The sequence below is a fragment of the Mucilaginibacter sp. P1_A3 genome (genome assembly GCF_056406855.1).
In genome coordinates, this window is the sequence record NZ_JBFTZJ010000010.1 from 96385 (window position 1) to 119522 (window position 23138).

A 23138-nucleotide genomic window follows, 5' to 3' on the forward strand; every position below is an offset into this window, starting at 1 on the left:
ATCCTTGCTCCTTACTCTAAAAATCCTTGCTCAAAAAAAAAGAGACACCTTTCGATATCTCCTTTTAATTATTAATTTTTATTGGAATTGGGCAATATTAATAAACCTTAACCATGAACACATAGTTTTTAAGTTTCTTAAGCTGTTGTGGTCGGCTTAAGCCAGCTAAGGTATTTTTAGTACTTAAGGTTAACGATTTAGTTAACGAATCGGATGGTATATTTTGTATGGTTCTTAATAAATAAGCTGATTTTTTAGCAAACGCGGCGCCTGCAACCTGTGTTTGCTTGCCGCTTATAATACCAATAACATTTCCCTTGTCATCCAATAACGGGCCACCGCTATTGCCCGGATTAACAGGTATAGAAACCTGGTATTCTGTTGTATCGCCAGAGTAACCGGTGGCTGCTGTTAATGAGCCCGGTCCGTAAACCTCTTCACCACCCGGGTATCCGAATGTCCATGCGTTTTCACCAAGATCGCTGATAGATTTCTTGAAGTTATAAGGAACATTCCCCAGATCTTTAAATGAAGCATCATTGATCTGTAAAATGGCCAGGTCATATTGTGGTTCGGAATAAATTACTTTAGCGTGAAAAGATTCGCCTGATGCATTTTGCACATAAATGGAATCGGCGCCATTCACAACGTGATAGTTTGTTGCTATATAACCATTTGATGATAAAGCAAATCCTGTACCCCTAAAATTACCAGGATTGGTCATTTTAGGTTTAGCAGTACTATTGGAGCTTTTAATAAAACCATCAAGCTTACGATCAAGCAGTTTAGCCTGATCCTTTGTTTTTCCAATCTCCTGTTTCAGCTCAACAAAACTTGAATCGTGATTATTAAGCTTACCTGTAAAAAACAGTGTACTTAATATAGCAAAAATAGCTATTGAAGCGGCAACAGATATTTTTGAATGGTGATGCCTCCATAACTGAACAATCCAGTTAGGATGTATCATCAATTCCTCTTTAAGTGCATGTACATCAATATCATTGTGAATAGCATCCAAACGTTTTTCAAGTTCCAGGCGCTCGCCATATTGTTTAATTAAACCAATAAACAATTTATGCTCTACTACCTTGCTATCAACGCTGGCATCTTTTTTACGCAACAATTCAAACTCTGTACGCTCAGTAGCAGTCATATCGCCATCAAGGTACCGTTCAATTAATTCCAAAAGTTGATTCTCACTCATCTCTTTACTCTCCTTTACTTCTGCTGAAAAAATAATTTCTTCAGCCTTTGCAGGCATTTATACTTTTGCGTTTTGGCATTATCAGCATTGGTATAGCCAAAACGTTCACAAATCTCCTGCATTGATCTGTTATGTATATAAAAATCTTCCATAATGGTTTTGCAGGGTTCGCCTAATAACTGGAGCGCTGCCTCCATTTTATTAAACTGTATATCCCGGTCATTATGTTTTTCAACCTCATCATCAACAGGCAGGTATTCTTCAAAATCCCTGATGTCCCCTCCGTACCTGTTCATCTGGCTTAATCTTTTAAGCCAAAGCCTGCGGCAAACCGAATAAATATATGTTTTAAGCTTACTGCTTAACTCAAATTCGCCCGATTTTATCTTATTATAAAGAACAATGATAGCTTCCTGGTATATATCCTTGGCATCATCCTCATTCCCGTTGTTGTTGATAATTAACTGTAATATCATGGGGAAATAGGTGGTATATAACCTTTTTAATACTATTTCCGAATTGTTAAGTATCCCAAGAACGATCTCGCTATCTGTTGGTGCCGAAGCTTTTAAGTCTTTATTCACTCTTAATACTGTTTATACGAAAATGTAACCCATTGCGGTAAAAAAAATAAATCGTAGCCAATAAAATTACAAAACCTTGCTATATGCTTTTTCAATTTTAAAATACCAATTTGTTTTTAATACCGCAAAAACAACAAAGTAACCTCTCCGTTACATTTAATAATGCCGGTAATAATGCCGGCAAATCTGCAATAAAAAAACTCGCCCACAAAACGTTCCCAATCACGATAAATGCTATAAAATTGATAGAATTTATTTTTTATTAAATTTCATGGGTTACCTTTCTAAACTTATGGTATTAATAACGAAAACGATCAAAAAATATTAACATTTTAAAACTCTTGAAAATGAAAAATTTATTAAAAACTGGTTTAGTTGCTTTAGTTATCGCTGTTTCTTTTTCAGCTTGTGGTGGTTCTGCTAAAAAAACTGATGGTGATTCAACTAAAACTGATTCAGTAAAAGTTGATTCTGCAAAAACTGATTCAGCTACTAAAGTTGATTCAACTGCAAAAGCTGGTGCTGCTGCTGTTGATTCAGTAAAGAAAGATACTGCAAAAAAATAATTGCTGATAAAGCATATATAAAAAGGGCTCAAGTATAAACCTTGCTCCCTTTTTATTGATTTTTTAGTTTTTTTTACAATTAAAAAGGTAATCCTTAATTTATTTTTAAATTATGGGTTACCTTTTTGCAATTAAGGTATTAAGATGAAAACTATTAAATCACTTATTAAAAAATTGAACATGAAAAATTCATTCAAATTAGGCTTAGTTGCCTTAGCTATCGCTACTTCATTTGCAGCTTGTAAAGGTGCTTCTACTTCATCTGCTACAGATTCAGCTAAAACAGATTCAGCTAAAATGGACTCAGCTAAAATGGATACTGCTGCTAAAATGAACGCAATGAAAGATAGCGCTAAAGTTGATTCAGCTAAAAAAGACACTGCTAAAAAAATGTAATCTTACTTTTTTTAGATTTCTAAAAACGCCCTGGTTTTCCAGAGCGTTTTTTTTTGCCCAAATTTTATCTGCAAAACAATTTAAGCCAATATTGTTTAATGTGGTATGAAATATTCCGAATGGACAAACTTAAGTGATGCCGAACGTAAAAGCATAGGTTGGCACAAACATCCACACATAAAAACGGCTACATTATATAGCATTGCTTTTTTTGTTACGTTCATCATTGTAATTTTAGGTATCAGCAAAAACAGTAGTGTACATATTAACATTAAGCCTACGGCAAAAGAAGCATTTGAAACGGCTAAAGTATTTGTCAGAGAGCATTTAGCCCAACCCGGTACAGCCTCGTTCCCTAACAATAGCTTTACTCCTATTATTGATACTGCAGCAAACAGTTATCAAATACGGTCAACTGTTAGATTTATTGATAAGAGTGGCAAAACAGTTAAATCATCCTGGAATTTAAAAATGCTATACAAGGGCGGCGATTGGTCTGAAAGTACCAGCTGGCTGGTACAATCGGTAATTATTGATCCTGAAAATTAATTTCCTATAAAACGAAAAGGAGCGATTAAATACCGCTCCTTTTTCCTCGTCAATAAGTAAATTTTAATGAACATTATCGCGCAGGGCTTTTATCTCATCGTGCGCATCAAGCACTTCATCATGATGCCGGGTGATTATTTCGCGTAAAAAGGCAGGAATATATTCTTCGTTTAAAGCCTCCTTATATGCTTTTACGGCTGCATCTTCGCCAAACTCACATTCTTCCAAAATATCATGAGTGTCATGAGCTGTAAAGGCGGCCTTAACATCTAACCAGGCACGATGAATTTTACCACTCGTTGTGGTACTGGTTTCAATGTCTTTACCTAAAACTTCAACTTCTTTACCCAATTCGTTTTTGTAACGATTACTGTCGTCAATTATGCTCAGGAAAAGTGATTTCAAATCTCCTTCGCCATCTTTCAGATCTTTTAGCGCGCGATTGTATCCTTCAATACGGTCGTTGTTGATCTGTACCAGATCATTTAAAACTTCTGCTGTTGCTTGTGTATTTTCCATGGTAATTAATGTTTTGTATTGAAATAAACGACAAACAAGTTAATTTGTTTAACTAAATAATTAAAAATTATCTAAATAATAAACAATTTTATCATTTACGATTTTCCCCGAAATAATGAAATCAACCATACAATAACCAATATAACTACAATCACAGCTATAACGCCTACTACGGCGCCAGCCTTAAATATCCCTCCTATTACAGAGCAGCCGCTCAGGGCAAACATGAACAGGGAGATGAATACTAAATGTACGTTTTTCATAATGATGTTTTATAATAGATAAAGTTTACATGTAAGGGCCTTTTATTTATCACCCTGTTTTATGAACAAATACAATAATCAGACCTGATTAAAAAAACATCTTTTTTTCAGAAAATAGTACATAAATAGGAGCCAATGTATTGAATTTTATTAAAAATGAGTTTTTAAATATGTATAGCAGTGTATACATATTTAGTAAAATATTGCACATTTTTTATTACTAAATCATCAAAATGGCAACACATACTGCCCTCTATTTACAAACGGAGCGATTATTGATTATTTAAATTTTAAAAGCGTATAAAACAATTATGGATTACTCCTGTAACAACTTATTATAAGCCATGTAAAAATCAGTAAAGCTTTTCCAAAATTGATCAGTACATACTTATAACGTAGGTTTTCGTTAAACTTTTCGTACTGCTCATACTATTTACTAATTTTGAAATATCCATCTATAACTACATATTATTATGACTTTAGAAATACAACCCAACATTCAATGCGAAAACTGCATTAAATGTGGAAGCCGCCCTCAAATTGAACAATCAAAAAAATACTGGATTGTTACATGCCCCAATAAAAGCTGCAATAATTTTGTAAAAGCAGAAACTATTAACTTAGAAGGATGGAACAGGCTGAATAAGAGCAATGCCAATATAGCTCCAAACCAATCGCTTAAAAGAACAGCATAAGTTTAGTAAACCAAATTTTATGGCAAAATAATACTCAAAACTGCCACTTTTTGATAATCCGGATTACTACTTTTGCCTGCTATTGAACAGGCTATGGGTAAAGTATTTTTTTTGATAAACGATGCAACAGTTAGGTTTTTGAACAACACTTTGTTCAAAGACCTTAACTTCAAGTTAAACAAAGGTGAAAACTGGGCGCTTATAGGCCCCAGTGGCTCGGGCAAAAGCGCATTACTGCAAACCATAGCCGGCCGTTTCAATGTTACGGGTGGCACCATTACCTGGCATTTTGAAGATGAACTCCTAAACAAATTACCAACTGCCGACGGCATTAGTGCTAAAACCAAACTAATAGCCCTTGTCGAACCCAGGCATCATTTTCGCAATTTATCAAATACTACAGATTTTTATTACCAGCAACGCTATAACTCTTTCGATTCGGAAGATGCTTTAACCGTTGATGATTATTTAATGGTTGTTAATAGTGCACCCCACGCCAACACCTGGTGGACGCCCGCCAGGGTGCTTAACCTGCTCAACCTGCAACAACTGCGCGATAAACAATTAATAAAACTATCAAACGGCGAAACCAAACGCCTTATGCTGGCAGCGGCCTTACTAAAAAACCCGGTATTGTTATTATTGGATAACCCGCTGACGGGGCTTGATGTAAAAACGCGGCAGGAGTTCAATGGCATCATTGAGCAAATTACTGCCTCCGGAATCAACCTCATTATCGCGACATCGGCACATGAAATCCCTGCAGCCATTACACACGTTGCTGTTTTAAACAACGGCGCTATTATTCATGAATGCACTAAGGATAATTTTAACCCCGACCAGTTTAACCAAGAAGTTACCGATATTATTGATACTGCCGAACTTAGCGCGTTGCTAAACCTCAATGGGGCATCCATACCGTACAACCAAATTGTAAAAATGGACAAGGTGCATATTCAATATGGCAATAAAGTGATATTGGACGATATAAACTGGGAGATAAAACCCGGCGAAAGATGGGCATTGCTTGGACCAAACGGAGCAGGAAAATCAACATTGCTGAGTTTAATTAATGGCGATAATCCACAGGCCTATGCAAATCACATTATTCTGTTTGATAAAAAACGAGGCACCGGCGAAAGCATTTGGGACATAAAAAAGAAAATAGGTTTTGTATCGCCCGAACTGCACCAATACTTTCCAACCGATAATAGCTGCCTGCAGGTGATTGAATCGGGATATTATGATACGCTGGGTTTATTCAGGCCAAGCAATAAGGAGCGCGCCGCGATAGCCTTACGTTGGATGAAAACGTTGGAGATTGACCAGTATGCCCGCACCTTGCTAAAAAACATACCGGCGAGCGCCCAGCGTTTATGCCTGTTGGCCCGTGCGCTTATCAAAAATCCATCTTTGTTAATTTTTGATGAACCCTGCCAGGGTATGGATGACCATCAGCAACTTCATTTTAAAAAACTAGTTGATACGCTATGTAGCATTAGTAATGTAGCCCTCATCTACGTAACCCACTACCAGCATGAAATACCCAATAGTGTTGATAAAGTACTGAATCTGGACAAGGGCAAGGTGGTGAGTTAAAAGGATTTAACAAATCTTTATTTTAACACACCCTAAGCCTTCGATGCGTTTAATTTCTGCTCCTTAATCCCAAAAGCGCTCCACCGGAGTGCTTCGGCTTGGCCATGCTACTGTTAACGGAATGATAAACTGGGCAAACGCCAGCGAATAGTTTTTTTTATGCAAGAAAAAAGAAAAATCGCCCATCAGTTATTCTATCTCAATAGTTAATTTTAATAACTGATAAAGATTTCCATTTCACCAAAAACAACTTTAAATAAACCAATAGTTTCAAGGGGGAAACAATTCCCCATTTTGGGTAAACAATAGTAACTTTAAGGCAATATAAAATTACAAATATTTTAATTTAAAGAACTTTAAATTACCGTAATTACATTTAAGTAGCTTCATTATTAATAATTTATGTATTTTTAAAGGGTAAAATTCCATTAGCATCATTATTGCATAAACCTTATAAATTATACTCATTTGAAGACACGTGTACTTTTTTATTTATTGGTTTTAAGTTGCTTATTAAGCACTGAAACGTTACATGCAACTATCTATGTCTGGAATAATGCTGGCTCCAGTACATGGAACACCAATTCAAATTGGTTACCTAACACAGGATACCCAGGTAGTTCAGGAACAGGTGATATAGCCGTTATCAACACATCCAATGTGACTATAACGTTTACCGGTACCCTCACTATCTCCGCACTTCAAATTGGTACCGTATCAGGAGTTAATATAGCTTCGGGAAGTTCATCGGCAAATCTTACTGTTTCTTCGGGTTTTATAACCGGGCAACCGTCAAGTGCATCAACGGGCTTAACGTTTTCAGGTACAGGCTATTTTTATATTGGCGGTACTTCCACTCCTGGATATCAATCATCAATTGTCATTTCTTCGGGAACGAATTTCTATTTCAAGGCAAGTTCTATTTTTGATATTTCAAATAACCAGGGAAATTTAACTAATAACGGGAACCTTTCAATCCTAACCGGCAGTACTTTCAAATTGGATTTTAAGAATACATTTTCAAATACAGGCACCGTAAATTCAAAAAGCTCGACATTTACCTTAACAGGTAGTGGTACGGGGTCTATATTAAACAATACGGGCACTTTCAGAGACCATGGATCAACTTTTTCCATTACCGGTCAAAACTCAAATATTCAAAATACAGGCTCTTCTGCCAACTTTTATGGCAGTGGAACAACTATAAATTTTGGCCCTACTGGTAATAATGGCCACTCATTAAATAATACAAAGACGTTCAAAGTTGACTCTGGATCTACAATATCCATGACGACCCAAAGTTGTGCCCTTACCAATACCGGCTCGACAGCTACGTTTACATTGGATGCATCAACATTAACAATGAGCACAAGTAATACCGTAAATATTACAAATTCGTCAAGTGCTACTTTTACAGCTCAGAACAATTCAACTATTTCGATCAGTGGCAATAAAAACTACATCAGTAACTCAGCTACATTTTATGCAGGCCTTACTCAATCTCCCTGTACTATAAATATAAGCGGAACCGGTAACTCATTAGGAACCAATACTTCCATATTCAATACGGGCACATTTATATTGGCCTCTACCTCGGTAATAAATGCAACAGGTACCAGTGCTTCCAATCCTACTATTATTAACAATAGTTCCGGCACCTTCACCTTACAATCAAATCAATATGGCTCTGCAACAATTGGGGCGTTAGGTTCTGGTTCATCTGCCGCCGGCACTTTTAACGTTGAACGTTATTTTAGCGGAGGAGCAGTTGCTACATACAGGGGATATAGATTAGTATCTTCTGCTATTAATAACAATTCGATTACCAATAACTCTAGCTCTACGGCTCTTTACAGCCTTGATTTTTTAAGCACCTCACCATCATCCATTTTTACAGCTGGTCCAGGTGGAACAGGTTCTGGCTTTACCTCTTTGGGGGCTGGTAACTCCACCATATATGTGTACAGGGAAGACCTGACATCAAGTGCAGCCTCGTTTAATGGCGGGAATTTTAAAGGTGTTAAGGCCATCAACACCGGTACTACTTTCTCTGTAGCTGACAACGCGGGCACCGGCTCAATAAGCGCAACCCTCCCTGTAGGCAATGGCTATATGCTTTATTATATTGGAGATAAAACACTTGTTGCCAGTAAAGTGACGCGCTCAGGAGGTAAATTTGCCGATCCTGAGTCATCTACTTCCACCGCTATAGGTACTATCAACCAGGGGGATATTCCGGTTAAAATTTGGTTTAAATCAACTACATTTCTTTCATACACCAACATCCCCGCAATTAATAACTATATATCGCCAAGTTATGTCAGGGGGTTTAACTTAGTAGGTAACCCCTACCCATCATCTATTGACTGGGACGATTTTACCAATGCAGCAACAGATCCGGGCACAGGCATATACGGCCCCAACCTAAAAAACTCCGTTTACGTTTATGATTACAGGAGCAATAATTACGGCGTTTACCAGCAAGGTACCTCGGGCGGATTGGGGACACGTAACTCCAGTCACATCCTCCTAAGCGGCCAGGGATTTTTTGTTAAGGTGGATTCATCCAAAACAGTTACTGCTGCAAAACTTACTTTTCACGAAGGGGCTAAAATAAACACCCAAAATACGGGTAACGGTCTTTTGTTTAAAAGTGCTTTGGTATCCCAAATGCTCAGGATCAAACTATCGCAGGATTCAATCAATGCCGATGATATTATTTTAACTTTTGAGCCTGAGGCCAAAAATGAATATGAAAGCGATAAGGATGCAGATTACCTGCAAGGGATTGGAAGCGCCGTATCATTAACAAGTTATGCCTTTAACAGCAATAAAAAATTGGCCATCAATCATATGCACAGTATTGATGAATCAATGAGAATAAAGCTTTACGCTTCCGCCTCATCATCAACTACACTCGATACTTTATCGGCTACCGGCTTTGATTCGCTTGATCCCCGCTTTGATGTATATTTAATTGATCATTATAAAAAGGACTCTATATTTTTTAGCAAATACAAACAGTATTTATTCCAAGTCGATCGTAATGATGCTTCCTCCTATGGCAGCGATCGCTTTGAATTGGTATTTAATAAAAACAGCGAATACAATTACCATCTCCTTGGTTTTACAGCCAAAGCGGTTAAAAACACCGCGTTATTAACCTGGAAAGTTGAAAAAGAAACGACTTTCACCAGCTTTACAATAGAAAGGAATAATGGATCTGACCAGTTTACAACATTATATACTGTGCAAAGCAATGGCAGTGGCAATTATACCTTTGTAGATAAAAGTCCTTTAACCGGCGTCAATAATTACCGGTTAAAGCAGGTTGATGCTTTTGGCAATATTACTTACAGCACAGCAACGTTAAATTTCAACAGCCAGTCATCAACAGCAGATGATTTCTTTTCAGTCTATCCTAACCCGGTTATAACCCAGTTCAATATTAAAATTAATGCGTCAACTATTCCTAAGCAGGTACAGGTGCGTGTTACCGATTTGATGGGGAATACGGTAATAAACACAAAAAATCCAGGAGATAACATCAAGGTAAATGCATACAATTTAATGCCAGGAGCTTACATAGTAGAAGTGACCGATAGCTCAACGAAGAAAACCTTAGGGCAAAAAAAGTTAATCAAACAATAATTTATTTCTCTCGAACCGATATGTGCAAGAAGATATTTTCCTTTATACTAATTTCATTTGTTCCGTTAATAACTTTAGCGCAAGGTACAGCCTGTGATGGCACCGACCCGCTTGACCCCTGCGCAACACCCCTTGATACCTGGGTAATTGTGCTGGTTGTTAATGCAGGCATACTTGCCACCATTCACTTACACCGCAAACAAAAATCTCTTCAGGCTTAGGGCCCGAAGGGATTTTTCCTCTATTTAAGTTTTCCTTCCTTCATTTTTCAGGAGCCAATAAAACACCCGTTTGTATTTGGCATTTAATTTCCTGTCAGGCTTACTTTTATTTACAGCAAATTAACATTATTAACTGTTGGTATTCCAACGGCTACCTTCCTCCTTTTTACCAAAATCACCCCGATTGATAATTAATAGTTAACAAAATTCGCAAAAGAAATTTACATTAATTATTACAACATTTTACTGTAACTATACGTACAATGCCATAAGTTATTAGGAAATTTTAAGCCAGTGTATTTCTGATTTAATTAAGCAATAATTAACAAACTGGTTAGCATTCTATTGTATAACATTTATAAACTGCACCTTGTCATACTTTAATTTTAAACCTCGTTTAACAAAAACTTTTCTACTGGTTGCATTTATAACGCTTGTACAAAACCTTGCTTTTGCAGCAACAAAAACATGGACGGGCACTTCATCCGGAGATTGGAATACAGCAGCAAACTGGGGCGGTACTTTACCCGCCAATGGCGATATAATTAACATTGGAGTGGCCACTTTTACAAATCAACCCACTATTTCCTCCACTCCGCTATTTACCGCGTCATCAATAACTATCGGTAACGTAAAAGCAGTAACATTAACCATTAACGCAGGATTTACCTTAAGTGTTCCTACCTTAACTATGTCAACAACTACAATTGGCATTAGTAAAATTGCGACGAATGGCACATTGGATGTTAACAACGTTACAATGAATAGCGCCCTTTCCGGCACCACTTACAGAAATAGCATAGTTTTAGGCACTGCGGGTATAATTAAGCTATCCGGCGATATAGAAGGTGGGTCACTTGATGCATCTGCCAATGGCTCAACGGTGATTTTAAATGGAACAATAGCACAATCATTTCCAAATACCACTGTAATTGGAGGTACTGCAATTGACCATTTAGATATTTACAATACTTATTATGGAAGCAGTACCGACCGTGGGGTAACGTTTACCGGTGCAACGGTAAACCAAACAACGCTCGAAGCTAATGCCATATTTAATGCAAATGGTACACTGGTAGTTGGTACAGGTTATTTTTTAACCCTGAAAGCTAATTCCGATTATATATCAAAATCCACATTTACATTTCGTGCCAATGATGTCATTGATCCAACATCTACAATTGAATATACTTCACCTACGCAAATAGTTAATTTATATACGCCAAATGCGGGGCAAACCAATTTGCCGCCAAATATCATTTTTACAGGCACAACAATGAGTGTTAATTCAGGAACTGCCCCAAATGCTACGCCCAACTTCGTAGTCAGGGGTAACCTAACTTCATCCGGTTCAACTACTGTAAATTTTTCGGGGATTACAAGCATAAATATACAAGGCGATTTTAAGGGAACCAGCAATATTGATTTAGCAACCAACAGTATACCCTTAACAATTGAGGGCAGCTGGTTAAATACAGCTACAGATGCAACAACAAAATCGGTTACTTATGATGGCAATGTGGCTGGTAATACCCAGGTTGTTTCTACAGCTATAACCTATGGTTCAACCCTTACTTTTAGCAATGCAAGTCCTAAAAAAGTAAGCTCAGGTACGCTTGCTGTTACCGGTGCATTTACAACAAGCGGCGGGGCAGTAAATTTATATACCAATGATCCTACGGTAACAGTTGCAGGTAACTGGACAAATTCCACCACAGTAACGCAGGACGTAGGCCCTATTACCATTACAGGTAATTTGACTAATAATAGCGGCGGCTCGTTGGTATTAGGATCAGCCGATTTAAGCATTACAGGTGATTATACCAATAACCTTGGTGGCGTATACACACAAAGCACAGGTACAACTAATTTTAATGGCAGTAGCTCACAGGCATTAATTGACAACAGCGCCACTGGAACAACATTTAACAAAGTAAGTTTTTCTGGCGGCGCATTAACGGGCCCTAAAACCATGTCTGGAACCGGAGGTTTTGCGGTTTCCAGTACAGGAACACTTTCGCTGGCCAATAATGCAACTACCAAACTTGATGCAGGAGGTGTATTAACATTAAAATCTGATKCTTCCTCATCAGCAACCGTAACCCAGATCCTAAATACAACCTCAACAATTATAGGAAATGTAAAAGTTGAGCGGTATTTTAGTGGAGGAGCAGTAGCGACCTACAGGGGATATAGATTAGCATCTTCTGCCGTTAATACCAATTCCGTTACCAATAACACGGGTAATACGGCTCTTTACAACCTTGATTTTTTAAGCACCTCACCATCATCCATTTTTACCGCTGGTCCGGGTGGAACAGGTTCTGGCTTTACCTCTTTGGGGGCGGGTAACTCCACCATATATGTATATAGGGAAGACCTGCCATCAAGTGCGGCCACGTTTAATGGTGGAAATTTTAAAGGTGTTAATGCCATCAACACAGGTACTACTACTTTCCCGGTAGCTAATGTCGCAGGCACCGGCTCAACGAGCATAACCTTCCCTGTAGGCAATGGCTATATGCTTTATTATATTGGAGATAAAACACTTGTTGCCAGTAAAGTAACACGCTCTGGCGGTAAATTTGCCGATCCAGAGTCATCTACATCTACCGCTACAGGCACCCTTAACCAGGGGGATGTTCCTGTTAAAATTTGGTTCAGAGCAAATACATTTCTTTCCTATACCACCGGAATTAGTAATTACATATCCCCAAGTTTTGTTAGGGGATTTAACCTGGTAGGTAACCCCTACGCATCCTCTATCGACTGGGACAAGTTTACCAATGGCGTGGCAGATCCGGGTACAGGCATATACGGCCCCAACCTAAAAAACTCCGCTTACGTTTTTGATTACAGGAGTAAAAACTATGGCGTTTACCAGCAAGGTACCGCAGGCGGATTGGGTACACGTAACTCCAGTCACATCATTGTAAGCGGTCAGGGATTTTTTGTTAAAGTTGATTCAATCAAAACAGTTACTGCTGCAAAACTTACTTTTCACGAAGGGGCTAAAATAAACACCCAAAATACGGGTAACGGTCTTTTGTTTAAAAGTGCTTTGGTATCCCAAATGCTCAGGATCAAGCTATCGCAGGATTCAATCAATGCCGATGATATTATTTTAACTTTTGAACCTGAGGCCAAAAATGAATATGAAAGCGATAAGGATGCGGATTACCTGCAGGGGATTGGAAGCGCCGTATCATTAACAAGTTATGCCTTTAACAGCAATAAAAAATTAGCCATCAATCATATGCACAGTATTGATGAATCAATGAGAATTAAGCTTTACGCTTCCGCCTCATCATCAACCAAACTCGATACTTTATCGGCTACCGGCTTTGATTCGATTGATCCCCGCTTTGATGTATATTTAATTGATCATTATAAAAAGGATTCTATATTTTTCAGCAAATACAAACAATATCTATTCCATGTCAATCGAAATGATGCTTCCTCCTATGGCAGCGATCGCTTTGAATTAGTATTTCATAAAAACAGCGATTACAATTACCATCTCCTTGGTTTTACAGCCAAAGCGGTTAAAAACGGTGCTTTATTAACCTGGAAGGTTGAAAAAGAGACGACCTTCACCAATTTCACGATAGAAAGAGAGAATGGATCTCCACTATACACCGTGCAAAGCGATGGCAGTGGCATTTATACTTATCTGGATAAAAGTCCTTTAACCGGCGTCAATAATTATCGGTTAAAGCAGGTTGATGCTTTTGGCAATACTACTTACAGCACAGCAACGTTGAATTTCAACAGCCAGTTTTCAACAGCAGATGATTTCTTTTCAGTCTATCCTAACCCGGTTATAACCCAGTTCAATATTAAAATTAATGCGTCAACTATTCCTAAGCAGGTACAGGTGCGTGTTACCGATTTGATGGGGAACACGGTTATCAACTCAAAAAATCCGGGAGATAACATCAAGGTAAATGCTTACAATTTAATCCCAGGAGCTTATATAGTAGAAGTAACCGATAGCTCAACGAAGAAAACCTTAGGGCAAAAAAAGTTAATCAAACAATAATTTATTTCTCTCGAACCGATATGTGCAAGAAGATATTTTCCTTCATACTAATTTCTTTCATCCCGTTAATAACTTTTGCCCAGGGCGAAGCCTGTGATGGTACCGACCCGCTTGACCCCTGCCCCCTTGATACCTGGGTAATTATACTGGTTGCTATTGCAGGAATACTTGCTGCCATTCACTTACACCGCAAACAAAAATCCCTTCAGGCTTAGGGCCCGAAGGGATTTTTGTTTTATTGCTTGCAGGAGGAATAAAATATCTTAAACTTTTTTGGTATCTAAAACCGGTTGGCGATTAACTTGGTTTAATTGCAATTGCTGCAATATGCCGTTAACAACCTTTGGCAATTCTTTAAGTGTTGTTTTTGGATTGTGTAGCTCGCCTACACCAAAGCCACGCCACACCAGTGTGCGCTTGTTACGATCAATAATATCAATGATCAGGGTGCCTTCTTTATAGGGTACACGGGCAACAACGCCGCCGCCATAGTATCCACCATAATAGCCTCCGTAATAAGGAAAGCCCCAGCCGCCAAACCCACCGTAAAATGAACGGTAACCCCAGCCAAAACCGCCCCAGCCAAAGCCAGAATACAGGCCACCATAATAGGATGGATAAAATTCATTTTTCACGCCCCTGCCGGTTATTGTTGAATAACTTACCAACAGATCGGGATCGGTTTCCTGTAATTTTAGGCCCTTGTTTTGTAACGCGGTGATGGTTGCAGCTTTTACGGCTTCATCACCAATCTCTTTTTTCACTACGGCCCCGGCTTTGTTAGTTTGAACATCAGGCGGTAACCAGGCAAATGTGCGATAGGTTGATAGATCGGTTTTGTTACGGGCTGCGGTGTAATAGTTGTAACTGCTGCAAGCAGACAGGGCTGATACCAGCAACATTACCAGCCCCATGTTAATAGTTCTTTTCATGATAAATTTACTCCCTTATTTTTTGTTGTTAGACTATGGAGAAATGAAAGGTTTAATTTAAATATTATTTATTTAAATTAATTAACTGGGCGTATAATTTCTCGGTTGGCAGGCCTACTACATTGGTATATGACCCATATATTTTTTCGATACCAATAAGCCCTATACGCTCCTGTATGCCGTATGAACCGGCCTTATCAAGCGGGCTATATTCGGTCACGTAATTGGTGATCTCTTCAAGGCTCAACTTCCGAAAAAATACTTCTGATACATCAAAAAAATTATTATACTTATGTTTATATAAAAGACATACACCGGTAATAACCAGGTGCACTTTGCCAGATAGCATTTGCAGCATTTCAATAGCGTGCTCCGCTGTTTCGGGCTTACCTAATATCTGGCCTTCAACGCAAACAATAGTATCGGCAGTAAGCACTACCTCATCCCCTATTGTTTCATCAAAAGCCTCAGCCTTTTTGCGGGCAATATAAACTGCAACTTCCTGGGGTGTTAAACCTTCGGGATATGATTCATCCACATCCTTTAATACTACCTCAAAATCCATATCCATTAACCTCAACAACTCCTGCCTGCGAGGCGATTTAGATGCAAGAATGATTTTGGGAATATTCATTGTGAGCAAAGATTTATAGATTTTGGGACAAAGGATTTTTTTTGAGCAAGGAGCAAAGATTTATGGACAAAGGACTTTTTTTTCGACCAAGGACTTTGAACTTCTACTTTTTTACTTTTTACTTAAGCTACCAGCTGTAGGCCTCTTCGCTCATCCACTTGTCCTGTACTTTTAGTACTTTTTCAATGATGTCGCGGGCGCAGCCTTTACCGCCGCCGTAAGGAGATACGTAAGCACTTACTGCTTTTATCTCTTCAACCGCATCGGCCGGGCAAACAGGTAAGCCGGCAAGTTTCATTACTTCCAAATCGGGTATATCATCGCCCATGTATAAAACATTGGTAGCTATAATGGCCTTCTCTTCCAGGTAAACCTTAAACCGCTGCGATTTGGTATGTGTACCCATATAAACATCCTGGATACCCAAACTATTTAAACGGTATATGGCACTCTTTGATCTGCTGCCAGATATGGCGCAAACATTATAACCGCATTTAACAGCCAACTGCAGGGCATAACCATCCTTTATATTAAATGCCCTGCTTTGCTCGCCGCTATCTGTTACAAAAACAGAACCATCGGTAAGTACACCATCCACATCAAAAATAAATGTGGTTATATCTTTTAACTTATTCAGGAATGATTCCATTGGAGGATTACACTGATTTTATTTTAATTACACCGGCCATTCAGATTAATTTTCTGAAACGACTACGCCGGGAGATTACGCTAACTTTTAACTAATAACTGCTAACTATTTTCTGTAAACAGGACTATTGATTATCCCGCCACTCATATACCCAGGCCGATTGAATTTGCTCCAGGTGGCCTTCGTTTGATTCGGCTTTTGTACCGGCAAAGTTGGGCAGGCTTAGCACCCACTCCAATAACTCAGTAAAACGAATCCTGTATATTTTTGATTCGTCAAATTCGGCACCAAACTTTTCGTAAAGTTCAATGGCAATATCCTCGTAATCGTTCCAGTGAATTGGTAGGGCAAATCTGTTTTCGCTCATTTTCTTGTGTTATACGCTTAATATTAAGCTATACGTTATATTTGGTATTTATCTCTGTTTTAATGACACATTAAAGGCATCCCGTAATTATTGCTCTTGTCGCATAGCGCGTTCTGAGCAAAACCGTTTCCGGCTTTCCGGGCTGTTCTAAAATTTCTTAATGGCCAAGGAATTGTGATTGATCTGGCAGGGTAACCTCTATATCGCCGTCAACAATTACACACTGGCAACCCAGGCGAGAGCTGATGCGTGGGTTAACTGCCCTGTCAATAAAATCCTCTTCTTTGTCAGAAATTTCCTGGATGTTATCCATTCCTTTGTTAACGTAAACGTGGCAGGTACTACACCCACAAACTCCGCCGCAATTATGCTGTAGTTCTATGCCATTCTCCAGGCATACGTCCAATACAGATTCTCCCTCGGCTATTGGCAGCTCAATGGCTTCGTGCCCTTTTTCCTCGAAATTTATCTTTACTTTAAAAATGTTCATTTAGGCAAAAGTAACAAAATTACTTATCCCCGGGCTCACCATTATTGTTTTTGATAATACCCTGACTCAATAAAGCATATATATCCTGTAACTGGGGTTTATTAACAAGCATTTGCAGATGCTCATCCATGGTTGTTTGATCATTACGAACCGCCGGACCAGTTTGTACTGCCACAGGTGATTGTTGCTGCACCTTTTGGGCGGTCTCCAATATCAGTGGCCGTAGTAAATTAAAGTCCAATTCATGATCAGTAAGCAGTTGTTGCGCCACTCCATATAAGTAATTCGGAAAATTACAGGCAAACACTGCTGCCAGGTGCAATATTCTGCGCCCCGATGAGTTAATGCTATAAATATTATTGCTTACAGTAGTTGCAAGTTGCTCTAAATCAGCATATATATTATCATTTGCAGCTTCAATACACAACGGAACAGTGGCAAAATCAACTTCGCGGGTTTTGCTAAAAGTTTGAAGGGGATAAAGTACTCCGGCCTTATTAGTATGAGTCAACAGCACATCTATACCTGTTGAACCGGAGGTGTGCACTATTAGTTTTTGATATGATGCTAATGCTTCGGCAGTTTGGGCTATAGCATCATCTTTAATCGCGATAATAAATATATCTGTGTTTGGGTCGATATTACTGATTTCATCTATGGCTGCAGCTCCTACATGATAAGCTAACAACGCCGCATTGTGCATATTAGGGCTATAAACCTGTACAATACGGTGACCGGCATTTTTAAAAGCTGCCGCCATATGTGTTGCCACGTTGCCCGATCCTATAATTGTTATGCGCATATTAATTTTACAATTAAACTGTTAATCAGCTAAATCCGATTAAATATTTGTGTATTTTAGTAATCATCATCTAATACTCTATGAAAATACTTAAAGTAAGTATAATAATTGTAATATTTCTGTTCGGTGCAGCCTTTTTCATATTATATTGTTTTTATGAATATAACAATAAGGAGGAAAAAACTTTAACCGATGCCGACCGTAAAAATATTGCAGGCAGCTTTATCAAACTAAGCCAGGGCATTACTCATTACGAGCTTAAAGGCCCCCAGAATGGCGAAGTTGTTATACTTGTTCATGGCTTTAGCGTTCCCTATTATATATGGGATGGCACCTATGAATACCTTGTTAATAAAGGCTATAAAGTATTACGGTATGACACCTACGGTAGGGGTTACTCTGACAGACCTGCTGTTATTTATAATAAAGAACTATACGATACCCAGTTATTTGACCTTATTAAACAGTTAAAGCTGCAGGGCAAAATCAATTTGGCCGGTGTATCTTTCGGTGGCAAAATTGTTACCAACTTTACCTGCAAACATCCCGATTTGATCAACAAAGTTATACTTATTGATCCGGCTTACGAAAACAGAAAGCCTAATGCTCCCAAATATGTAACGATATACAACGAGGCTGTAAATTCAAAGGAGCGGGCAAGAGGGCAGGTTACCGATTTTAAATACCCCAAACAACATCCGGGATGGGAAGAGCTTTATCTGCCACAAATGAAATATAAAGGCTTTAGGAACGCCCTGGTATCAACCCTGTATGACTATAACGAAGGTGGCCGCGAGAGTAACGCTTGCCTTAACAGTGCCAATAAATCAGTACTGTTAATATGGGGCAAGGATGATAAAACAGTGCCATTCCGCTTAAGCGATTCTATCCGCAGTGTATTGAAAGTGGATTTTTTCCCGGTTACTGATGCCGGGCATTTGCCTTTCCTGGAGAAACCAGATACGGTGAACGCGAAGATACTTTCATTTTTAAAGCAGGGATAATTTCATTTTGGTAACTTAACCAAATGAAACCCAAACTATTGTCTTGCTTGTTTTTGTTGATGGGACTTAGCTACAATAGCTATGCAGGTACATTTACAGCTGATACCAGCAGGCATATTAATCAGAAAAACCGGTTAAAAAAATTAGAAGCGGAATACAATAAACAGCATGAACTATATAAACGGTGGAAACCCGAATATGACAATTGCGCCCTTACCTATCAGTATACAATTGCCCAGCGCTTAAAAAAGTATCCATATTCAAAAGCCGCTAAAATATTAGCTGTATCATATTTGTATTATGTTGAACCAAACACGCCGCTATTTTCAGATACTTTACATCCCACAAAAGCCTTCACTTATATAGAGAAACAACAACAAAAAGGCTTAGTAATCACTAAAAATAAATTAGATTACTCTACATTACTTGAATTTAAAATATTAAACCAGGACCAAATTAATCAGCTGACAAATATCATTTTTAACACTGATTATCAAAAAAAGATGGGGTATAATAGAAGCCATGGGATATCATGTTTTGAGCCACGTAATTCTTTGATATTTTTTAACAAAAAAGGCAAAGTGTTTGACCACATTGACATCTGTTTTCATTGCCATAACTATTCTTCTCAATCAAACAAAATAGATATAGGCGAATTGTGCAACCAAAAATTTGACCTGCTAAAAAGTTTTTTTATTAGTTCAGGTATAAAATATGTACAACCTATTGACAACGAGTAAGACAACCTCACCCGCAGTACGCAGTATTAAAAATCAAAATCCATTTTCTCACCCCAACCCAATCCTTCTGCTAATTCCGTCTTACTAAATTCAATATGCACTACCCTCCTCTTTTTATTATTGGTAGTTCTGTTTGATGCATGGAGGAGTAGCGGACGCATAACCATTACGCCGCCGGCTTTTACATTACAGGTTGTTTCTGTTTCCGCAGCCCAGTTGATGGTTTCGGGGCGATAAACGCCCTTTTTGTGCGATCCGGGGATCACCTTTAAAGCGCCGTTATCCTGGTCTGTGTCGTCTAAATGAATACGAATAGTGAAGTTATCTTGAAGTATATCTAAGGGCGGCTGCACGCCAAACTGGTTCTGCTTTACCGTCCATGGACCATAGCCCAGGATATCGGCCTTTTTATCAACCACAATGGTCAAATCCTGGTGCCAGGATACAAACCAATTACTTAATTCGGGCTTATCAAAGTAGATGGATTTTATAACAAAGTAGTTGCTATCAAACAACGCATGAATAAGTGTTTTTAAATTGCTGTTAAAAATTAAAGGAACTACCTGCGGTAATTCCTTTAAAAACTGCCTTATGGCAAACAAATCTTCCGTTTTTCTAAATGCCGGGTTTGATTGATCTGCCGACGCTATAACATCAAGGATTCCCCTAAGTTCGGCATCGTTGTAAACGTTATTTATAATGGTAAAACCATCATGCAATATATTTTTATGATGCGATATTAAACGGTTATCCATCCAATATCACTTAAACCGTCTTCAGTTCCTTGTTTCTGCGAAGTATGGATAAAAAGAAACCTATTACCATAATAATAGTACCGGCCCAAAAGAAGTTGATGTAAGGAAACTGTATAGCTTTCATCACCACAAATTTCTTCTTGCTTTCCGGCTGTTGAAAAACAATGATCTGTACCTTTTTAGTTTCGGGTATTACCTTGCTGAAACGCAATTTTAAACCTGCATCATCAACTTTACGGGCAAAATCAAATACGTTACCGTTTTTAATCATATAAACCGGCCTTGCACTATATTTTTTACCGTTAGATACTATTTCAAGGTCGGCGCCAATAGCTACGTCACTATCGGTAAGGGGGATATTTTGCACTTTGGCTTCTTTATTAAGGGCTTTTAGTACTATATATCCGTCGCGGTATTTAATGGTATCGCCCGGTGCAACGTCATGGGCTACAGGAGCATCATAGTTCTTATCATCGTTATCTGCATCATGAGCCGCGTCGGCGTTCTCACTACCACCCTCTGTCGCCGTAATGGCATTAGTCATGGTGATGTGCGTATACATGTCATGCAGTAAATAGTGCCTTGTATCCGGCGAAGATGCCAGCTGACCTTTATTCACCTGTACCTTTGGTTTCAACGTAAACTCTTCTGTTACTTTACCGCTGGCATCCACTTTTTTATAGTTGATCTTAAAAAAGTGATTTGGAGATGATATGGAATCGCCGATATAGGTCACCATATAATCGCCCATTTTTTGAGGCTGATTGCGATACACAGTTATATTTTCACGTGGGTTTTGCTCTTTGGCAAAATCCTGGGAAAAACCTTCGCCGGTATTGTTTATAGATATTACGGTGCTGGTACCTGCAGATATCAGCGCGCCTACCATCAGCAAGCCAAAACCTATATGCGCAACCGCAGATCCGGCCATTTTAAACTTACCTTTAAAGGCATCTGCCAATACTTTAGCATTAGCTATTACCGAATAAACCGAACCCCACATTACCAATACAAACACAATGTTAAGTTTGTAAACGCCCGAAGCGTAAACAATAAGCGCTGTAACCAAAGCTGCAAAAAACAGGTAAATACCGGTGGTGATAAAAAACCGGGTAACATCTGTTTTTTTGTACTTTAAAAACTGGGTAAAGCCGGTTAGCAAAGTAATTACAAACACAAAAGACGACTGAATAACGTTGTAATGGTTTTTGATATCTGATGGCGGCGCCATTTTGGTATGGAATATAGCGTTCCAAACCGGTACCGAGGTTACCACCAATAGATGGAAACACGAAAGGCCTAAAAACACGGCGCCAACAAACATCCAGAATTCACGGCTGTAGGTTTCTTCGTCTTTTTTGGTGATAGGCAGCTCCTTCCACCTGCGCACCAGCAACACTACCGATAGTACCAGGAATAACATAATGCCTATAACCAGCTGCCAAAACATACCCAGATCGGTAAAAGAGTGTACAGATGTATCGCCCAAAATACCGCTGCGGTTAAGGAACGATGAGTACCAAACCAGCACAAAGCTTACCAAAACTAAAAACGTAGCTGTAAAGTAGGAATGGCCTGTATTTTTATAAACAACAAGTACGTGAACCGCGGCCACCAGGGTTATCCAGGGGAAAATAGAAGCATTCTCTACGGGATCCCATGCCCAAAAACCACCAAAGTTAAGTGACTCATATGCCCAGAACGAACCCATTACCACACCGGTGCCCAGTATCATACAGGCAAATAGTGCATAAGGTATAGCGGGTTGAACCCATTCTTTATATTTCTTTTGCCATAATCCTGCTATCGCATAGGCAAACGGCACCACCATTGATGCAAAGCCCAGGAATAAGGTTGGCGGGTGAATGATCATCCAGTAATTTTGCAGGGATGGCACCATGCCCTGCCCATCTTTTATAAACTCAAGGTAATTGGGGTTTGAGAAAATTGGAGCTTCCATTGATTGCCTCAGCAGCAAGAATGGCGAACTACCTATTCGCTGGCCAAGTATTTCAACACCCAAAATCATTGTGGCCAGCATTACCTGCGATAGCGCCACAACTGTCATAACCGGCCCTTCCCATGATTTGGCCCTGAAGATAAGTATAACGCCTAAAACCGCCTGCCAGAATAACCAAAGCAAAAAGCCCCCCTCCTGCCCATTCCAAAAGGCAGATATGATATAATAATAAGGCAATGAGCGTGAGGTATAAGCCCAGGAGTAATGGTACTCAAAATAGTGCTTATAGATAAGGAAAAACAGGCAGGAGCCTATCCCTAAAATAGAAGCTGTATTAATAAAAAAGCCTATGCGGCCAAGTTTTTTCCAAACGCTATCCAGTTTCCCGGCATCTTCGGTAGTAGCAAAGTAATAACTGATGCAAGATAAAAGTGCGGCTCCGAAAGAAAGAACGATAAAAAATTGACCAATCTGGCCCGGTAAAAGGTGTTCACCTTTAAAAACTGTATCCATTAA

General features: G+C 38.9%; 22 protein-coding genes. 10 read left to right on the top strand and 12 right to left on the bottom strand.

Annotation, left to right across the window (positions count from 1 at the left end; genetic code table 11):
* Window positions 1–97: 97 nt before the first annotated feature.
* Both AC1D0K_RS21690 and AC1D0K_RS21695 read right to left on the bottom strand, forming a co-directional pair.
* On the bottom strand, window positions 98–1261 hold the full coding sequence (locus tag AC1D0K_RS21690; protein ID WP_477443010.1) for a S1C family serine protease: 1164 nt from the start codon (window positions 1259–1261) through the stop codon (window positions 98–100).
* The gene (locus tag AC1D0K_RS21695; RefSeq protein WP_274209329.1) at window positions 1219–1788 is read right to left on the bottom strand and encodes an RNA polymerase sigma factor; all 570 of its coding nucleotides are present in this window, start codon (window positions 1786–1788) and stop codon (window positions 1219–1221) included. Before AC1D0K_RS21695 ends, AC1D0K_RS21690 begins: the two co-directional genes overlap by 43 nt.
* A gap of 347 nt (window positions 1789–2135) precedes the next feature.
* On the opposite strand from AC1D0K_RS21695, the gene AC1D0K_RS21700 reads away from it, so the two are divergent.
* The 3 genes from AC1D0K_RS21700 (at window position 2136) to AC1D0K_RS21710 (ending at window position 3299) form a co-directional block, all read left to right on the top strand.
* Window positions 2136–2354, top strand: coding sequence for a hypothetical protein (locus tag AC1D0K_RS21700; RefSeq protein WP_477393730.1), 219 nt, complete (start codon window positions 2136–2138; stop codon window positions 2352–2354).
* A 180-nt stretch (window positions 2355–2534) separates the two neighbouring features.
* The gene (locus AC1D0K_RS21705) at window positions 2535–2750 is read left to right on the top strand and encodes a hypothetical protein (RefSeq protein ID WP_477393732.1); all 216 of its coding nucleotides are present in this window, start codon (window positions 2535–2537) and stop codon (window positions 2748–2750) included.
* A gap of 105 nt (window positions 2751–2855) precedes the next feature.
* Window positions 2856–3299 (top strand): hypothetical protein, encoded by a 444-nt coding sequence (locus AC1D0K_RS21710; RefSeq protein ID WP_477393734.1) that lies wholly within the window; start codon window positions 2856–2858, stop codon window positions 3297–3299.
* Window positions 3300–3362: 63 nt separating this feature from the next.
* On the opposite strand, the gene AC1D0K_RS21715 is transcribed toward AC1D0K_RS21710, so the two are convergent.
* Window positions 3363–3818 carry a PA2169 family four-helix-bundle protein gene (locus tag AC1D0K_RS21715; protein ID WP_477393736.1) on the bottom strand — a complete coding sequence of 152 codons (456 nt, stop codon included), beginning with the start codon at window positions 3816–3818 and terminating at the stop codon, window positions 3363–3365.
* Window positions 3819–3913: 95 nt separating this feature from the next.
* Window positions 3914–4081, bottom strand: a complete 168-nt coding sequence (locus AC1D0K_RS21720; RefSeq protein ID WP_477393738.1) for a phosphatidate cytidylyltransferase — start codon at window positions 4079–4081, stop codon at window positions 3914–3916.
* 788 nt (window positions 4082–4869) lie between these two features.
* Here AC1D0K_RS21720 and AC1D0K_RS21725 point away from each other — a divergent pair.
* The 5 genes from AC1D0K_RS21725 (at window position 4870) to AC1D0K_RS21745 (ending at window position 14504) form a co-directional block, all read left to right on the top strand.
* Window positions 4870–6375, top strand: coding sequence for an ATP-binding cassette domain-containing protein (locus AC1D0K_RS21725; protein WP_477393740.1), 1506 nt, complete (start codon window positions 4870–4872; stop codon window positions 6373–6375).
* A 468-nt stretch (window positions 6376–6843) separates the two neighbouring features.
* On the top strand, window positions 6844–10026 hold the full coding sequence (locus tag AC1D0K_RS21730; protein WP_477463096.1) for a T9SS type A sorting domain-containing protein: 3183 nt from the start codon (window positions 6844–6846) through the stop codon (window positions 10024–10026).
* Window positions 10027–10046: 20 nt separating this feature from the next.
* A complete protein-coding gene (locus tag AC1D0K_RS21735; protein ID WP_477400009.1) occupies window positions 10047–10247 on the top strand; it encodes a hypothetical protein in 201 nt (66 codons plus the stop codon).
* A 370-nt stretch (window positions 10248–10617) separates the two neighbouring features.
* Entirely contained in the window at window positions 10618–14289 is a 3672-nt protein-coding gene (locus AC1D0K_RS21740; protein WP_477463097.1) for a T9SS type A sorting domain-containing protein, read from the top strand.
* A gap of 20 nt (window positions 14290–14309) precedes the next feature.
* Window positions 14310–14504: a hypothetical protein gene (locus AC1D0K_RS21745; RefSeq protein WP_477399994.1), complete on the top strand. Its 195-nt coding sequence runs from the start codon at window positions 14310–14312 to the stop codon at window positions 14502–14504.
* 48 nt (window positions 14505–14552) lie between these two features.
* On the opposite strand, the gene AC1D0K_RS21750 is transcribed toward AC1D0K_RS21745, so the two are convergent.
* The 6 genes from AC1D0K_RS21750 to AC1D0K_RS21775 form a co-directional block, all read right to left on the bottom strand.
* Window positions 14553–15221: a DUF4136 domain-containing protein gene (locus AC1D0K_RS21750; RefSeq protein WP_477431865.1), complete on the bottom strand. Its 669-nt coding sequence runs from the start codon at window positions 15219–15221 to the stop codon at window positions 14553–14555.
* A 64-nt stretch (window positions 15222–15285) separates the two neighbouring features.
* On the bottom strand, window positions 15286–15855 hold the full coding sequence (locus AC1D0K_RS21755) for a Maf family nucleotide pyrophosphatase (RefSeq protein WP_477443245.1): 570 nt from the start codon (window positions 15853–15855) through the stop codon (window positions 15286–15288).
* Window positions 15856–15982: 127 nt separating this feature from the next.
* Window positions 15983–16504, bottom strand: a complete 522-nt coding sequence (locus AC1D0K_RS21760) for a KdsC family phosphatase (RefSeq protein ID WP_477399898.1) — start codon at window positions 16502–16504, stop codon at window positions 15983–15985.
* A 124-nt stretch (window positions 16505–16628) separates the two neighbouring features.
* Window positions 16629–16871 (bottom strand): Fe-S cluster assembly protein IscX, encoded by a 243-nt coding sequence (iscX, locus tag AC1D0K_RS21765; RefSeq protein WP_295715768.1) that lies wholly within the window; start codon window positions 16869–16871, stop codon window positions 16629–16631.
* Window positions 16872–17028: 157 nt separating this feature from the next.
* A complete protein-coding gene (locus AC1D0K_RS21770) occupies window positions 17029–17361 on the bottom strand; it encodes a 2Fe-2S iron-sulfur cluster-binding protein (RefSeq protein WP_295715767.1) in 333 nt (110 codons plus the stop codon).
* A 19-nt stretch (window positions 17362–17380) separates the two neighbouring features.
* Complete coding sequence (locus AC1D0K_RS21775) at window positions 17381–18163, bottom strand: Rossmann-like and DUF2520 domain-containing protein (protein WP_477443247.1); 783 nt, start codon at window positions 18161–18163, stop codon at window positions 17381–17383.
* 80 nt (window positions 18164–18243) lie between these two features.
* On the opposite strand from AC1D0K_RS21775, the gene AC1D0K_RS21780 reads away from it, so the two are divergent.
* The gene (locus AC1D0K_RS21780) at window positions 18244–19167 is read left to right on the top strand and encodes an alpha/beta fold hydrolase (protein WP_477399324.1); all 924 of its coding nucleotides are present in this window, start codon (window positions 18244–18246) and stop codon (window positions 19165–19167) included.
* 23 nt (window positions 19168–19190) lie between these two features.
* Window positions 19191–19907, top strand: coding sequence for a hypothetical protein (locus tag AC1D0K_RS21785; RefSeq protein ID WP_477399326.1), 717 nt, complete (start codon window positions 19191–19193; stop codon window positions 19905–19907).
* A 26-nt stretch (window positions 19908–19933) separates the two neighbouring features.
* On the opposite strand, the gene AC1D0K_RS21790 is transcribed toward AC1D0K_RS21785, so the two are convergent.
* Both AC1D0K_RS21790 and ccsA read right to left on the bottom strand, forming a co-directional pair.
* Window positions 19934–20662 (bottom strand): phytanoyl-CoA dioxygenase family protein, encoded by a 729-nt coding sequence (locus AC1D0K_RS21790; protein ID WP_477399328.1) that lies wholly within the window; start codon window positions 20660–20662, stop codon window positions 19934–19936.
* A 10-nt stretch (window positions 20663–20672) separates the two neighbouring features.
* Window positions 20673–23135, bottom strand: a complete 2463-nt coding sequence (ccsA, locus tag AC1D0K_RS21795) for a cytochrome c biogenesis protein CcsA (RefSeq protein WP_477399330.1) — start codon at window positions 23133–23135, stop codon at window positions 20673–20675.
* Window positions 23136–23138 lie beyond the last annotated feature (3 nt).

Coding starts and splice junctions, on each gene's coding strand:
- AC1D0K_RS21690 (WP_477443010.1), bottom strand. CDS start 1,261: ATGCCTGCAAAGGCTGAAGAAATTATTTTTTCAGCAGAAGTAAAGGAG.
- AC1D0K_RS21700 (WP_477393730.1), top strand. CDS start 2,136: ATGAAAAATTTATTAAAAACTGGTTTAGTTGCTTTAGTTATCGCTGTT.
- AC1D0K_RS21705 (WP_477393732.1), top strand. CDS start 2,535: ATGAAAAATTCATTCAAATTAGGCTTAGTTGCCTTAGCTATCGCTACT.
- AC1D0K_RS21710 (WP_477393734.1), top strand. CDS start 2,856: ATGAAATATTCCGAATGGACAAACTTAAGTGATGCCGAACGTAAAAGC.
- AC1D0K_RS21715 (WP_477393736.1), bottom strand. CDS start 3,818: ATGGAAAATACACAAGCAACAGCAGAAGTTTTAAATGATCTGGTACAG.
- AC1D0K_RS21720 (WP_477393738.1), bottom strand. CDS start 4,081: ATGAAAAACGTACATTTAGTATTCATCTCCCTGTTCATGTTTGCCCTG.
- AC1D0K_RS21725 (WP_477393740.1), top strand. CDS start 4,870: ATGGGTAAAGTATTTTTTTTGATAAACGATGCAACAGTTAGGTTTTTG.
- AC1D0K_RS21735 (WP_477400009.1), top strand. CDS start 10,047: ATGTGCAAGAAGATATTTTCCTTTATACTAATTTCATTTGTTCCGTTA.
- AC1D0K_RS21745 (WP_477399994.1), top strand. CDS start 14,310: ATGTGCAAGAAGATATTTTCCTTCATACTAATTTCTTTCATCCCGTTA.
- AC1D0K_RS21750 (WP_477431865.1), bottom strand. CDS start 15,221: ATGAAAAGAACTATTAACATGGGGCTGGTAATGTTGCTGGTATCAGCC.
- AC1D0K_RS21755 (WP_477443245.1), bottom strand. CDS start 15,855: ATGAATATTCCCAAAATCATTCTTGCATCTAAATCGCCTCGCAGGCAG.
- AC1D0K_RS21760 (WP_477399898.1), bottom strand. CDS start 16,504: ATGGAATCATTCCTGAATAAGTTAAAAGATATAACCACATTTATTTTT.
- iscX (WP_295715768.1), bottom strand. CDS start 16,871: ATGAGCGAAAACAGATTTGCCCTACCAATTCACTGGAACGATTACGAG.
- AC1D0K_RS21770 (WP_295715767.1), bottom strand. CDS start 17,361: ATGAACATTTTTAAAGTAAAGATAAATTTCGAGGAAAAAGGGCACGAA.
- AC1D0K_RS21775 (WP_477443247.1), bottom strand. CDS start 18,163: ATGCGCATAACAATTATAGGATCGGGCAACGTGGCAACACATATGGCG.
- AC1D0K_RS21780 (WP_477399324.1), top strand. CDS start 18,244: ATGAAAATACTTAAAGTAAGTATAATAATTGTAATATTTCTGTTCGGT.
- AC1D0K_RS21785 (WP_477399326.1), top strand. CDS start 19,191: ATGAAACCCAAACTATTGTCTTGCTTGTTTTTGTTGATGGGACTTAGC.
- AC1D0K_RS21790 (WP_477399328.1), bottom strand. CDS start 20,662: ATGGATAACCGTTTAATATCGCATCATAAAAATATATTGCATGATGGT.
- ccsA (WP_477399330.1), bottom strand. CDS start 23,135: ATGGATACAGTTTTTAAAGGTGAACACCTTTTACCGGGCCAGATTGGT.